This is a genomic window from Kitasatospora sp. NPDC058190 (genome assembly GCF_042883685.1).
In the GTDB taxonomy this organism is placed as follows: Bacteria; Actinomycetota; Actinomycetes; order Streptomycetales; family Streptomycetaceae; genus Kitasatospora.
The window spans coordinates 38588-51779 of the sequence record NZ_JBHVVI010000043.1 but is presented as its reverse complement, the minus strand read 5'-3'; the positions used below and the strand labels follow the sequence as shown (position 1 = coordinate 51779).

The following is a 13192-nucleotide window of genomic DNA, read 5'->3' as shown; positions in this document are numbered from 1 at the left end:
GGCGGGCGCCCGTACCGTGGTCCAAGAACGGACCTGGGGTGCGGGTGCCCGCCGCTTGGTCGTGTAAGCAACGCGAACGTGAGAAGAGGGACTGTGAGCGTCAACCTCAACGAGAAGCCTGAGATCGACTTCCCGATCGGCGACGCCCCGACGGAGCTGCAGATCCGTGACATCGTCGTGGGCGACGGCGCGGAGGCCAAGAAGGGTCAGAACGTCAGCGTCCGCTACGTCGGCGTGACCTTCGAGACCGGCGAGGAGTTCGACGCGAGCTGGAACCGGAGCCCCAACGAGTTCCGCTTCCCGCTGGGCGGCGGCCGCGTCATCAAGGGCTGGGACCAGGGCGTCGTCGGCATGAAGGTCGGCGGCCGCCGTGAGCTGACCATCCCGTCGCACCTGGCGTACGGCAACCAGTCGCCGACCCCGGCCATCCCGGCCGGCTCGACCCTGATCTTCGTGGTCGACCTGCTGGCCGTCTGAGCCTGCCCTGACCTCGGGCCGGACCCCTCCGGGGGCCCGGCCCGAGGCCGTGTTCGGGCCCGAACGGCACGTCGTGGGGATCAGGCGTGGGACGCGGCTTTTGCAGTGCGTACCGCTACCGGTACGGTCGGTCCCGCCGGGTGAGGATCGCCCGGTTGGCGCACCCCGCGCGCGGCGCGGCACACCGGAAGGGTCAGCGATGGCGATCGCCAAGGCAGAGCGGCTGATGAATCTCGCCCTGTGCCTGATGAACACCAGACGTCCGCTCTCCAAGAAGGAGCTGCGGGAATCCATCGAGGCGTACCGTGAAGCCTGGCAGAACAGCAGCGAGGACGCCTTCAACCGGATGTTCGAGCGGGACAAGGACGACCTGCGCGAGCTCGGCCTGGTGATCGACGTCGACGAGAGCGCCCTGGACGGCGAGCTCGGCTACCTCGCCCGCGCCGACCGCAACCGGCTGCCCGAGATCGCGCTGGACGCCGAGGAGGCCGCCGCGCTCACCCTGGCCGCCCGGGTCTGGCAGCAGGCCAAGATGTCCGGCGCGGCCAGCGGCGCGCTGCAGAAGCTGCGCGCGGCCGGCGTGCCGTTCAGCGAGGCCGAGGGCCGGACCGCCCTGGAGCCGCGCATCCCCGCCCGGGAGGCCGCGTTCGAGCCGCTGCTCACCGCCGCCCGGGACCGCCGTCCGGTGACCTTCGAGTACCGCAAGGCCGGGGCCGCCGCCGTCGAGCAGCGCAGCGTCGAGCCGTGGGCGCTGGAGTGCTGGCGCGGGCACTGGTACCTGGCCGGGTACGACCGCGACCGGGGCGACGCCCGGGTGTTCCGGCTCAGCCGGATCACCGGCAAGGTGAAGGCGAAGAGCGGGGCCTTCCTCGGGACGGTGCCCGAGCACGTGGACGTGCGGGCCACGGTGGCCAAGTTCGCCGGGGAGGGCGCCACCGCCACCGCGACCGTCCGGGTTCGCCGGGGTGCCGGCTTCCCGCTGCGCACCAAGGCGCTGAACAGCAGCCGCGTGGACGAGGGCTGGGACGAGCTGGAGATCCCGTACGGCAACGGGCTGGGCGCCGACCTCGCGGAGTTCGGGCCGGACGTGCTGGTGCTCGGGCCGGAGGAGCTGCGGGCGGATGTGATCGACCGGCTGCGGGCGGTCGCGGGGCTGGACTCGGAGGACGTACGGGCATGAGTAATGCGATCGACCAGACGCGACGGATGCTGTCGCTGGTCACCTACCTGCGCGAGCGGCCCGGGGCCGAGGTCGCCGAGGTGGCCCGGGCCTTCGGGATCAGCGAGCGCGAGCTGATCGGGGACCTCAACGTGCTGCCGATGTGCGGCACCAGTTTCCGCGGCGGAGACCTGCTCGACATCGACACCGACGGTGAGCGGATCTGGTGGCACAACGTCGACGACGTGGCCCAGCCGCTGCGGCTGGCCGCCGACGAGGCCACCGCGCTGCTGGTGGCCGCCCGCGCGGTGGCCGGGCTGCCGGGCCTGCGGGCCGGGGACCGGGAGGCGCTCACCCGGGCCGTCGCCAAGATCGAGAACGCGGCCGGGGAGAGCGCCGAGGGCAGCGCCCGGGTCGGCGTGACCTTCGAGGCCGAGAGCCACGTCTTCGCCGACATCGACCGCGCGCTCAGCGAGGGCCGCCGGCTCTGGCTGCGCTACTACTCGCACGGGCGCGGCGGGATGACCGAGCGCGAGGTCGACCCGATCCGGCTGCTCACCGAGGGCCACACCTACCTCGAGGCCTGGTGCCGCACCTCCGAGGACCACCGGATGTTCCGGCTGGACCGGGTCGCCGAGATCCGCGTCCTGGACGTCCCGGCCGACCCGCCCCGGCGCGAGCCGCGCGACCTGAGCGGCGGGCTGGTCAACCCGGCGGCGGACGACCCCGAGGTGGTGGTGGAGGTCTCCTCCGGCGGGCGCTGGGTGGCCGAGTACTACACCCACGACCGCGCTGAGGAGCTGCCCGACGGCGGGCTGCGGATCACCCTGCGCAGCGCCGACCCCTCCCAGCTGCGCCCGCTGGCGCTGCGGCTGGGCCGGGACGGCCGGATCGTCTCGCCGCCCGAGCTGGCCGAGCAGGCGCGCTCGGCCGCGCGGGAGGCGCTGGCCGCCTACGGGGAGGGGCAGGTCTGACCGGTGGAGCCCGGGACCAGATTCAAGGTGTACTGCTCGGAGTGCCGGGAGAAGGTGGAGCTCCCGGCCGAGGAGTTCCGGCTGACCCTCGGTCGGACCTCGGCGCAGGCGCACTACAGCTTCGGCTGTCCGCTCTGCGGGGCGGCGGTGCGCAAGCCGGCCGGGGAGAAGATCGTCGAGGCGCTCACCGGGGCGGGGGTCCGCACCATGCGGCTCGTCCCGGCCGAGGGGTAGCGCGAGCCTGGCGATAGGGTGGGGCGCATGTCCTGGATGCTCGTCGCCGCCGTCCTGCTCGCCACCGCGGGCCTGCTGGTTCTCGGGGTACTCGCGATCCGGCTCTGGATGGACGTACGGGCGCTGGCCAAGGGCGTGGACGCGGCCTCGCGGGCGCTGACCGAGGCGGCGGGGGAGCTGGCCTCGGCGGTTCCGAACCGTTAGGCGGAATTTCGGGTGGCTCACCGGGGCATCGGCGGTACGGGGGCTGCTGGACCGAGGTAGGGGCGGGTTACGCTCTCAGGTGGCTCCTGAACTGCGAACCGGGAGCCGCTGTCCTGTTCGGGCGGCCGTCGTCGGGGCGTCATCCGCAGCGGTTACCATCCGCGGCGGGCGGCCTGTCGGGCCGTGGAGGCTGAAGGTGGTCGGCGCATGCGCTTGTCGGTGACCGCGATCGTGGTGATCGTGGTGTTCGCCATCGTGCTGTTCGGATCCAAGCGGCTGCCCGATCTGGCGCGCTCGCTGGGGCAGTCACTGCGGATCCTGAGGAGCGAGACCAAGGCGATGCGCTCGGACGGCGATTCGGCCGGGAGCGCGGCGCCGGCCGCGCCGCGGGTCGACGGCGCGGCGAGGTCGTCCGTCAAGACCATCCAGACGGCTCCGGGCGCGTCGGCCACGGCCCGGCCGGTGGCCGAGCCGGGCGCCGGGCCGTCCGCGCCCGACGACCGCCCGCACTGAGCGCGGCGTACGTGACGTACACGACGTACGTGGCGCAGGCGACGCGGGCGGCGCACGCGACCATGGAGGCCCGTCGACCGGCGGGCCTCGACGCACGAGTTGAGGACCGGGGTTGAGCAAGCTCTCCAAGGCGCCGAAGAAGGCACCCAAGGATCCTGAGGGGCGGATGGCCCTCGCCGACCACCTGCGGGAACTGCGCAACCGCGTGGTCAAGTCGGTCCTGGCGATCGTGCTGTTCGCGATCATCGCGGCGATCTACCACAAGCAGATCGAGCACTTCCTGCTCGAACCGCTGCCGCAGTGCGACAAGCAGAACTCGGGCGACTACCACGGGCGCTGCGCCCAGGTGTCCAACATCGGCCTCACTGCCGGCTTCAACTGGATGCTGAAGGTCGCGCTGACCGCGGGCGTGGTGGCGGCCGTCCCGGTCTGGCTGTACCAGGTGTGGGCCTTCGTGGCGCCCGGCCTGCACCGGCACGAGAAGAAGTACGCGGTCATCTTCATGGCCTGCGGCGCCCCGCTGTTCCTGACGGGTGTGGCGTGCGCCATCTGGGTGATGCCGACCATGGTCGAGATGCTGATCTCGTTCACCCCGAGCGACACGACGCCGATCCTGCCGCCCGAGGACTACTTCGACGTCGCCACCCGGATGGTGCTGGTCTTCGGTCTGGGCTTCGAGTTCCCGCTGCTGCTGGTGATGCTCAACATGGTCGGCATCGTGACCGGCAAGCGGCTGCTCAGCTGGTGGCGCGGGATGGTCATGGGCATCACCGTGTTCACCGCGTTCGCCACCCCGGGCGCCGACCCGATCAGCATGCTGCTGCTGGCCATGCCGATCTGGGCGCTGTACTTCGCCGCGGTGGCCGTCGCGCTGCTCAACGACCGGCGCAAGCGGCGCAACAACCCGGACGCCGACCTGGACGACGAGGAGGCCTCGCACCTGGACCTCACGGTGCAGGAGGTCGACGGCGCGGAGTCGGTGAGCGCCTCGGCGGCGCCGACGGCCAGTGCCGCGCCGGTGTCGTCCGGGCGGCACGAGCAGATGGACGACATCACCTGAGCCCGTAGGTCCTCGTGAAGCCCCGGCCCGCCGCCTCCCGCGGCGGGCCGGGGCTTTTTGCCGCCCTGCCGCTCCGGGCGGTCTTGGCAGCGTCGATGGCATGTGACATATTACTGGCGTGCTGAAGACCCAGAGACCTCCCCTGGACGTCGTCGTCGTCGGCGCCGGAGTCGTCGGCGCCGCCTGCGCCTACTACGCCGCCCGCGCCGGGCTCGCCGTCGCCGTCGTCGACCGCGGGCCGGTGGCCGGGGGTACCACCGGGGCGGGCGAGGGCAACCTGCTGGTCTCCGACAAGGAACCCGGGCCCGAGCTCGACCTCGCCCTGCTCAGCACCCGGCTCTGGCGCGAGCTCGCCGAGGACCTCGGTCCGGCCGTGGAGTACGAGCCCAAGGGCGGCGTGGTGGTCGCCTCGACGGCGGACGGGCAACAGGCGCTGCGGGCCTTCGCCGCCGGGCAGGCCGCGGCCGGGGTGGCCGCCGAGGAGGTCCCCGCCGAGCGGCTGCGCGAGCTGGAGCCGCACCTCGCTCCCGGGCTGGCCGGCGGCTTCCACTACCCCCAGGACGCCCAGGTCCAGCCCGCCCTGGCCGCCGCCCACCTGCTGCGCGAGGCCCGCCTGATGGGTGCCGAGCTGATCACCGGGGAGAGCGTGACGGCCGTGGACCTGGGGTCGGACGGCGCGGTGCGCGGCGTACGGACCGACCGGCGCCGACTGGCCGCGCCCGCCGTGGTCAACGCGGCCGGCACCTGGGGCGGCGAGCTGGCCGCCCTCGCCGGAGTGCACCTGCCGGTGCTGCCCCGGCGCGGCTTCGTGCTGGTCACCGAGCCGCTGCCGAGGATCGTCCGGCACAAGGTCTACGCCGCCGACTACGTGGCCGACGTCGCCAGCGGCTCGGCCGGGCTGCAGACCTCCGCCGTGGTCGAGGGCACCCCCGGCGGGCCGGTGCTGATCGGGGCCAGCCGGGAGCGGGTCGGCTTCGACCGCACCCTGTCCCAGGAGGTGCTGCGCCGACTGGCCGGCCAGGCCGCGGCGCTGTTCCCGGTGCTCGCGGACGTCGCCGTGATGCGCGTCTACCGGGGCTTCCGCCCGTACCTGCCGGACCACCTGCCCGCCGTCGGGGCCGACCCCCGGGTGCCCGGGCTCCACCACGCCTGCGGCCACGAGGGTGCCGGGATCGGGCTGGCGCCGGCCACCGGGCTGCTGATCAGCGAGCAGCTGACCGGGAAGCAGCCGGAGCTGGACCTCGCGCCGTTCCGTGCGGACCGGTTCCCGGCCGCGTCAGACTCCTTGGAGAAGCCGTGACCCGTCGTCCCCGCACCCCCGCCGGGCTGGTCGAGGCCCGGCCCGGGCCCGCCCACCACATCGAGTTCGACGGGCGGGCCGTCCCCGCGCTGTCCGGGCAGTCGATCGCCGCCGCGCTCTGGGCCGACGGTGTGCTCGCCTGGCGCACCACCCGGATCGGCGGGCGCCCGCGCGGGGCGTTCTGCGGGATCGGCGCCTGCTTCGACTGCCTGGCCACCGTGGACGGCCGCCCCAACCAACGCACCTGCCTGCTGCCCGCCGAGCCGGGCACCGTCGTCACCACCCAGGAGGGCCACGGCCGTGCCGATCTCGCCGTCTGACCCCCGTGACTCCCGCTACGACCTCGCGGTGGTCGGGGCCGGGCCCGCCGGGCTGGCCGCCGCCGTCACCGCCGCCGAGCTCGGGCTGAGCTGCGTCCTGCTGGACGGCGGGCAGAGCACCGGCGGGCAGTACTACCGGCACCCCGCGCCCGGACTGGGCGCGGCCCGTCCGGACCGGCTGCACCACGGCTGGTCGACCTACACCGGGCTGGCCGCGCGGCTCGACTCCGCCGAGCGGGCCGAGTTCCGGGGCGGCCACCAGGTCTGGGCGCTGGAGCGGACCGGGGACGGCTTCGCGGTGCACGTCACCCGGGGGCCGCGGGCCACCGACCGGGACACCGTCCTGGCCCGGACGGTGCTGCTCGCCACCGGGGCGTACGAGCGGCAGCTGCCCTTCCCCGGCTGGACCCTGCCCGGGGTGGTCACCGCGGGCGGCGCGCAGGCGATGCTCAAGGCCGGGCTGGTGCTGCCCGGGCGGCGGATCGTGGTGGCCGGCAGCGGGCCGCTGCTGCTCGCGGCGGCCTCCTCGCTGGTCAGTGCCGGGGCGGAGGTCCCGGCGGTGGTCGAGGCGGGCGACTACCTCGGGTACGCCCGGCGCCCCGGCGTGCTGGCGGCCGTCCCCGCCAAGCTGGTCGAGGGCGCCGGGCACGGCAGTGCGCTGCTGCGGCACCGGGTCCGGCTGCGGCGGCGCAGCGCCGTCGTGGAAGCCCACGGGACGGACCGGGTCACCGGGGTCACGGTGGCCCGGCTGGACGCGGACTGGCGACCGCGCCCCGGCACCGAGCGGCGGATCGACTGCGACGCGCTGGCCGTCGGGCACGGGCTGCTGCCGCAGATCGACCTCGCCACCGAGCTGGGCGCCGACACCCTGACCGGGCCGGACGGGGCGGTCGCGCTGCGGGTCGACGCCGGGCTGCGCACCTCGGTGCCGGGGCTGTGGTCGGCGGGGGAGACCAACGGCGTCGGCGGCGCGGACCTCGCACTGGTCGAGGGGGAGCTGGCCGCGCACGCGATCGCCGGGGCGCTGCCGGAGCCCGCGCTGCGGCGCCGGCGGGCGCGGCTGCGGGCCTTCGCCGAGCTGATGGCGGCCGCCCACCGGCCGGGGGCCGGCTGGACCGGGTGGCTGCGGCCGGAGACCGATGTGTGCCGGTGCGAGGAAGTGCCGGTCGCGCGGATCCGGGAGGCGGTGGAGGAGCTGGGCGCGGGCGATCCCCGGACCGTCAAGCTGCTCACCCGGGCTGGGATGGGCTGGTGCCAGGGGCGGATGTGCGGTCCGGCGGTGGCCTGTCTGTCGGGTGCCGCGGAGTCCGGGGCTGATCGGCGGCCGCTGGCCTGCCCGGTGCCGCTGGCGCAGCTGGCGGCGGGGGGCCCGGGGTCGATATCGGGCCCGGGTTCGGCGTCGGGTTCGGCGTCGGCGTCGGGTGACGGCTAGTCCGACAGTCCGGCAGTCCGTCGAACGCGCGGGGCGGGGACTCTTGTCTCCGGCCTGTTCCCGTTTATAAAATGTCACACCTCACCAAGGAGCTCAACGTGTCCATCACCCAGCACGACACCACCCGTCCCTGGCGCGGCGTCATGGTCGCCACCGCGATCCCGCTGCGCCCGGACCTCTCCGTCGACTACGACGCCTACGCCGAGCACGTCCGCTGGCTGATCGAGTCCGGCTGCGACGGCGTCGTCCCCAACGGCTCGCTGGGCGAGTACCAGACGCTCACCGCCGAGGAGCGCGCCCGGGTCGTCGAGGTGGCGATCGAGGCGGCCGGCGACGGCTCCCGGGTCATGCCCGGGGTTGCCGCGTACGGCAGCGCCGAGTCCCGCCGCTGGGCCGAGCAGGCCGCCGAGGCCGGGGCGGGCTCCGTCCTGCTGCTGCCGCCGAACGCCTACCGGGCCGACCACGACTCGGTGCGCGCGCACTACGCGGAGGTCGCCAAGGCGGGCCTGCCCGTCGTCGCGTACAACAATCCGATCGACACCAAGGTCGACCTGGTGCCCGCGCTGCTCGCCCGACTGCACGGCGAGGGCTCGATCGTGGCCGTCAAGGAGTTCAGCGGGGACGTCCGTCGGGCGTACGAACTCGCCGAGCTGGCGCCCGGGTTGGACCTGCTGATCGGGGCCGACGACGTGCTGCTGGAGCTGGCGCTGGCCGGTGCGGTCGGCTGGATCGCCGGATACCCGAACGCGCTGCCGGAGGCCTCGGTGGCGCTCTACCGCGCGGCCGTCGAGCACAACCTGGAGATCGCGCTGCCGCTGTACAAGTCGCTGCACTCGCTGCTGCGCTGGGACTCCAAGACCGAGTTCGTCCAGGCCATCAAGCTCTCCATGGACATCGCCGGGCGCCCCGGCGGCCCGGTCCGGGCGCCGCGGCAGCCGCTGGCGCCGGAGGTCGAGGCGGCCGTGCGCGCGGCCACCGAGAAGGCGCTGGCCGAGGGGCTCGCGTAGTCCGTGACCACCCGGCCGGCTGCGGGGGCAGCCGGCCTCAATCAACCGCAACCACATGGGAGTTGTGAGCCATGCGCAGCCGTCACGTGTTCCACGCCGTCGACTCGCACACCGAGGGCATGCCGACCCGGGTGATCACCGGCGGCTTCGGCGTCATCCCCGGCGCCACCATGGCCGAGCGCCGGGTGCACTTCCAGCAGCACCTGGACCACTTCCGCACCCTGCTGATGTACGAGCCGCGCGGGCACGCCGCGATGAGCGGTGCCATCCTGCAGCCGCCGACCCGGCCGGACGCCGACTTCGGGGTGCTCTACATCGAGGTCTCCGGACTGCTGCCGATGTGCGGGCACGGCACCATCGGGGTGGCCACGGTGCTGGTCGAGACCGGGATGGTGCCGGTGGTCGAGCCGGTCACCACGGTGCGGCTGGACACGCCCGCCGGGCTGGTGGTCGCCGAGGTGCTGGTCGAGGACGGCGCCGCCAAGGCGGTGACCATCCGCAACGTCGCCTCGTACTCCGTCGCGCTGGACCGCAAGATCGAGGTGCCCGGGTACGGCACGGTCGGCTACGACCTCGCGTACGGCGGCAACTTCTACGCCATCCTGCCGCTCGCCGAGTTCGGGCTTCCGTTCGAGCGTGAGCGCAAGCAGGACATCCTGGACGCCGGCCTCGCGCTGATGGCGGCCATCAACGCGAGCCCGGACCGGCCGGTGCACCCGGAGAACCCGTCCATCCACAGCTGCCACCACGTCCAGCTGCTCGCCCCCGGCTCCACCGCCGAGCACTCCCGGCACGCGATGGCCATCCACCCCGGCTGGTTCGACCGCTCGCCCTGCGGCACCGGCACCTCGGCGCGGATGGCGCAGCTGCACGCGCGCGGCGAACTGCCGCTGGGGCGGGACTTCCGCAACGACTCCTTCATCGGGACGACCTTCACCGGGCGGCTGGTCGAGGAGACCGAGGTGGCCGGGCGGCCCGCCGTGGTGCCCACCGTCACCGGGCGGGCCTGGATCACCGGCACCGCCCAGTACTTCCTCGACCCGGACGACCCGTTCCCGGCGGGTTTCCTGCTCTGACGCTCCGTTCCGAACTTGCTCCGAAGGGCTGCTAGTTGTGACCATCACCTCGTACAATCCGGCCGATCCGGGCGACCTCGTGGTCGCCGTCGAGGAGCCCGGCGCCGAGGCCGTACGGGCCGTCGTCGGACGGGCCCGGGCCGCGCAGGGCGGCTGGCTCGGGGCCGGGGCGGGCGCTCGGTCGGCGGCGCTGGGTCGGATCGCCGAGACCGTCGAGGCGCACGCGCAGGAGCTGGCCGCGCTGATCGTGCGCGAGGTCGGCAAGCCGCTCGCCGAGGCGCGCGGCGAGGTCGCCCGGACGGCGGCGATCTGGCGGTACTACGCGCAGGCGCCGTACGCGCCGTCCGGGGAGGTGCACGAGCCCGCCGCCGGGCCCGGGCTGCTGCTCACCCGGCGGCGCCCGTACGGGGTGGCCGGGCTGATCGCGCCGTGGAACTTCCCGCTGGCGATCCCCAGTTGGAAGGCCGCGCCGGCACTGGCGGTCGGGAACGCGGCGGTGCTCAAGCCCGCGCCGGAGGCGACGGCGTGCGCGCTGCGGCTGGCGGAACTGGCCGGGTTGCCCGCCGACGTCTTCACGGTGGTGCCGGGAGGGGCCGAGGAGGGCGCGGCACTGGTCGACGCGGCGGACGTGGTGTCCTTCACCGGCTCCACCGGGGTCGGGCGGGCGGTGGTGCGGGCGGCGACCGGGCGCGGGGTGCCGGTGCAGGCCGAACTCGGCGGACTGAACGCCGCTTTGGTGCTACCGGATGCGGATGTGGAGCTGGCCGCCGCCCACATCGCGGCCGCCGTCGCCGGGTACGCCGGGCAGAAGTGCACCGCCACCAGCCGGGTGATCGCGGTCGGCGCGGCCCACGAGCCGCTGCGTGAGGCGCTGGTCAAGGCGCTGGCGGCGGTGGACGACGCGGTGTGCGGGCCGGTGATCAACGCCGCCGCGCGGGAGCGGCTGACGGGGGCGGTCTCGTCGGCCGTCGCGGCCGGGGCGAGCGTGCTCACCGGCGGGCGGATCCCCGAGCGGGCCGGCTGGTACGTCGAGCCGACCCTGCTCGCCGACGTACCCGGCGAACACCCCCTGGCGCGCGAGGAGTTCTTCGGTCCGATCGCGGTGCTGCACGCGGCGGCCGACCTGGACGAGGCGATCGCGCTCGCCAACGACACCCCGCACAGCCTCGCCACCTCGGTGCACACCCGCAGCCTGGACGTGGCGCTGGCCGCCGCCGACCGGCTGGACGCGGGCATGATCCGGGTCAACGCCCCCTCCAGTGGTGTCGACTTCCACCTGCCCTTCGGCGGGACCAAGGGCGCGAGCCACGGCGACCGCGAACAGGGCCGGGCCGCACTGGACTTCTACACCGTGAGCCGGACGGTCAGCGTGCTGCCGGGCGGGGGCGCCTGATGGGCGTCGATGGCCTGATGGATGTCCGGGCGGTGGACTACCACGCGGCCGGTGAGCCGTTCCGGATCGTGCTGGACGGCGCGCCGACGATCCCCGGCGACAGCGTCGCCGAGCGCCGGGCCATCGCGCTCGGCGCGGGCGGCAGCGCCACCGCGCCCCGGCCCAGCGCGCTGGACGCCGTCCGGCAGCTGCTCGTCCGGGAGCCGCGCGGGCACGCCGGGATGTACGGCGGGTTCCTGGTGCCGCCGGACGACGACGAGGCGCACCTGGGCGTGCTGTTCTGGCACAAGGACGGCTACTCGACGGCCTGCGGGCACGGCACCATCGCGCTCGGCGCCTGGGCGGTGGACTCCGGGCTGGTTCCGGCCCCCGCCGACGGCGTGGCCCGGGTGCGGATCGACGTGCCCTCCGGGCGGGTCACCGCCCTGGTGCAGCGGTCCGGCGGGCGCACCACCGGGGTCACCTTCCGCAATGTGCCCAGCCGGGTCAGCGCGTTGAAGCTGCCGGTGACCACCTCGCGCGGGGTGGTCGAGGTCGCGGTGGCGCACTCCGGGGCGTGCTACGCGTCCGTCCCGGCGGCGGCGCTCGGGCTCGCGGTGGAGCCGGGGCAGCTGCCCGAACTCACCGCCGCGGGGCGGGAGATCAGGGCGCTGCTGGCCGACTCGGAGGCGGTCGCGCATCCGACGGACGCGCGGCTGTCGGGCGTGTACGGGGTGGTGCTGTACGACGAACTGCCCTCTGCTGATGGTGTGTTGAGCCAGCGGAACGTCGTCGTGTTCGCGGACGGGCAGATCGACCGCTCGCCCTGCGGCTCCGGAACCTCCGCCCGGCTCGCCGTACTCGCCGCCGAGGGGCGGCTCGCGCCGGGGGAGGAACTGCGCCACGAGTCGATCATCGGCACGGTCTTCACCGGACGGGTCCTCCCCGGGGGCGACCCTCCCCCAGCCTGGCGGCTGGGAGGTGCCCCCAGGGAGGGCGTGGTCACCGAGGTCGGCGGGACGGCGTTCCGCACGGGGGAGCACCGGTTCGTCCTGGAGCCGGGGGACTCACTGGGGACGGGGTTCCTGCTGTGAGTGGTGTCGTGCTGCCTGGTGCCGAGCTGCCCGGTGCGGCGGCTGAGCCGCTCCAGTACGCCGTGCCGGGCACCGGCGGGGTCGGGCCCGCCGGGGCGGTGCGGGCGATCGAGCGGGTGCTGCTGGACGGGTTCGACCCGGAGGCGGCGCCCGCCCGGTCGGCCGTACCGGTGCCGGCGGGGGAGCTGCTGCTGATGCCGGCCGCCGTCGGGCCGTACGCGGGCGTCAAGATCGCCGGGGTCGTACCCGGCAACCCGGCGCTCGGGCTGCCCCGGATCACCGGCAGCTACCTGCTGCTCGACGGGCCCACCCTGCAGCCGTTGGCCGTGCTGGACGGCGCGGCCCTCACAGCCCTGCGCACGCCCGCCGTGACGGCGGCGGCGCTGGCGCGGCTTGCGGTGCCGGAGGCCGAGCACCTGGTGGTGTTCGGCTCCGGGCCGCAGGCGTACGGACATCTGGACGCGCTGCTGGCCGTCCGGCCGCTGCGCCGACTCACCGTGGTCGGGCGGGATCCCGGGCGGGCTTCCGCTCTGGTGGCGTACGGGCGGGGGCTGGGGCTTTCGGCCGGCGCGGGTGGACCGGAGGCGGTCGGGCAGGCGGACGTGGTGGTCTGCTGCACCACCGCGCGGACGCCGCTGTTCGACGGCGCGGTGGTACCCGCGCACGCGGCCGTCGCGGCGGTCGGCTCGCACGAGCCGGACGCGCGGGAGGTGGACGAGGTGCTGGTCGGGCGGGCCGAGCTGTACGTCGAGGCACGGACGGCGGCGGTGCGGGAAGCCGGGGACCTGGTGCTGGCGGGCGTGGGCGGACGGCAGGTGTGGAACCTGGCCGAGCTGGTGCGCGGGGACGCGCTGGTGCCGAGCGGGCGGCCGCGGCTCTTCAAGAGCGTCGGGATGGCCTGGGAGGACCTGGCGGTGGCGGCGGAGGTGTACCAGGACTTCCGACGCGCCTGAGGATCAGTCGCCGAGGA

General features: G+C 74.7%; 15 protein-coding genes. All 15 read left to right on the top strand.

The window, feature by feature from the left end:
* Positions 1–93: 93 nt before the first annotated feature.
* The 15 genes from ACFVWU_RS20730 (at position 94) to ACFVWU_RS20660 (ending at position 13175) form a co-directional block, all read left to right on the top strand.
* A complete protein-coding gene (locus tag ACFVWU_RS20730) occupies positions 94–477 on the top strand; it encodes an FKBP-type peptidyl-prolyl cis-trans isomerase (protein WP_350523841.1) in 384 nt (127 codons plus the stop codon).
* 199 nt (positions 478–676) lie between these two features.
* Positions 677–1657: a helix-turn-helix transcriptional regulator gene (locus ACFVWU_RS20725; RefSeq protein WP_380610478.1), complete on the top strand. Its 981-nt coding sequence runs from the start codon at positions 677–679 to the stop codon at positions 1655–1657.
* Positions 1654–2610: a WYL domain-containing protein gene (locus tag ACFVWU_RS20720; protein ID WP_316520336.1), complete on the top strand. Its 957-nt coding sequence runs from the start codon at positions 1654–1656 to the stop codon at positions 2608–2610. Before ACFVWU_RS20725 ends, ACFVWU_RS20720 begins: the two co-directional genes overlap by 4 nt.
* 3 nt (positions 2611–2613) lie before the next feature.
* Positions 2614–2844, top strand: a complete 231-nt coding sequence (locus tag ACFVWU_RS20715; RefSeq protein WP_387622862.1) for a hypothetical protein — start codon at positions 2614–2616, stop codon at positions 2842–2844.
* Positions 2845–2871: 27 nt separating this feature from the next.
* Complete coding sequence (locus ACFVWU_RS20710) at positions 2872–3048, top strand: hypothetical protein (RefSeq protein ID WP_387622859.1); 177 nt, start codon at positions 2872–2874, stop codon at positions 3046–3048.
* Between the two features lie 207 nt (positions 3049–3255).
* On the top strand, positions 3256–3561 hold the full coding sequence (gene tatA, locus ACFVWU_RS20705) for a Sec-independent protein translocase subunit TatA (RefSeq protein ID WP_387622857.1): 306 nt from the start codon (positions 3256–3258) through the stop codon (positions 3559–3561).
* A gap of 166 nt (positions 3562–3727) precedes the next feature.
* Positions 3728–4621 (top strand): twin-arginine translocase subunit TatC, encoded by an 894-nt coding sequence (tatC, locus tag ACFVWU_RS20700; RefSeq protein ID WP_387622912.1) that lies wholly within the window; start codon positions 3728–3730, stop codon positions 4619–4621.
* A 118-nt stretch (positions 4622–4739) separates the two neighbouring features.
* A complete protein-coding gene (locus ACFVWU_RS20695) occupies positions 4740–5921 on the top strand; it encodes an NAD(P)/FAD-dependent oxidoreductase (RefSeq protein ID WP_387622854.1) in 1182 nt (393 codons plus the stop codon).
* Positions 5918–6241: a (2Fe-2S)-binding protein gene (locus ACFVWU_RS20690; RefSeq protein WP_387622852.1), complete on the top strand. Its 324-nt coding sequence runs from the start codon at positions 5918–5920 to the stop codon at positions 6239–6241. Before ACFVWU_RS20695 ends, ACFVWU_RS20690 begins: the two co-directional genes overlap by 4 nt.
* Positions 6222–7673, top strand: coding sequence for an NAD(P)/FAD-dependent oxidoreductase (locus ACFVWU_RS20685; protein ID WP_387622850.1), 1452 nt, complete (start codon positions 6222–6224; stop codon positions 7671–7673). The genes ACFVWU_RS20690 and ACFVWU_RS20685 overlap by 20 nt, the downstream gene beginning before the upstream one ends.
* A gap of 143 nt (positions 7674–7816) precedes the next feature.
* The gene (locus ACFVWU_RS20680) at positions 7817–8680 is read left to right on the top strand and encodes a dihydrodipicolinate synthase family protein (RefSeq protein WP_387622910.1); all 864 of its coding nucleotides are present in this window, start codon (positions 7817–7819) and stop codon (positions 8678–8680) included.
* A gap of 71 nt (positions 8681–8751) precedes the next feature.
* Positions 8752–9756, top strand: a complete 1005-nt coding sequence (locus tag ACFVWU_RS20675; protein ID WP_387622848.1) for a proline racemase family protein — start codon at positions 8752–8754, stop codon at positions 9754–9756.
* Positions 9757–9793: 37 nt separating this feature from the next.
* On the top strand, positions 9794–11149 hold the full coding sequence (locus ACFVWU_RS20670; protein WP_387622846.1) for an aldehyde dehydrogenase family protein: 1356 nt from the start codon (positions 9794–9796) through the stop codon (positions 11147–11149).
* Positions 11149–12222, top strand: a complete 1074-nt coding sequence (locus ACFVWU_RS20665) for a proline racemase family protein (RefSeq protein WP_387622843.1) — start codon at positions 11149–11151, stop codon at positions 12220–12222. The genes ACFVWU_RS20670 and ACFVWU_RS20665 overlap by 1 nt, the downstream gene beginning before the upstream one ends.
* Positions 12219–13175 carry an ornithine cyclodeaminase family protein gene (locus ACFVWU_RS20660; protein WP_387622840.1) on the top strand — a complete coding sequence of 319 codons (957 nt, stop codon included), beginning with the start codon at positions 12219–12221 and terminating at the stop codon, positions 13173–13175. Before ACFVWU_RS20665 ends, ACFVWU_RS20660 begins: the two co-directional genes overlap by 4 nt.
* Positions 13176–13192 lie beyond the last annotated feature (17 nt).

Coding starts and splice junctions, on each gene's coding strand:
- ACFVWU_RS20725 (WP_380610478.1), top strand. CDS start 677: ATGGCGATCGCCAAGGCAGAGCGGCTGATGAATCTCGCCCTGTGCCTG.
- ACFVWU_RS20720 (WP_316520336.1), top strand. CDS start 1,654: ATGAGTAATGCGATCGACCAGACGCGACGGATGCTGTCGCTGGTCACC.
- ACFVWU_RS20710 (WP_387622859.1), top strand. CDS start 2,872: ATGTCCTGGATGCTCGTCGCCGCCGTCCTGCTCGCCACCGCGGGCCTG.
- tatA (WP_387622857.1), top strand. CDS start 3,256: ATGCGCTTGTCGGTGACCGCGATCGTGGTGATCGTGGTGTTCGCCATC.
- tatC (WP_387622912.1), top strand. CDS start 3,728: ATGGCCCTCGCCGACCACCTGCGGGAACTGCGCAACCGCGTGGTCAAG.
- ACFVWU_RS20680 (WP_387622910.1), top strand. CDS start 7,817: ATGGTCGCCACCGCGATCCCGCTGCGCCCGGACCTCTCCGTCGACTAC.
- ACFVWU_RS20675 (WP_387622848.1), top strand. CDS start 8,752: ATGCGCAGCCGTCACGTGTTCCACGCCGTCGACTCGCACACCGAGGGC.
- ACFVWU_RS20665 (WP_387622843.1), top strand. CDS start 11,149: ATGGGCGTCGATGGCCTGATGGATGTCCGGGCGGTGGACTACCACGCG.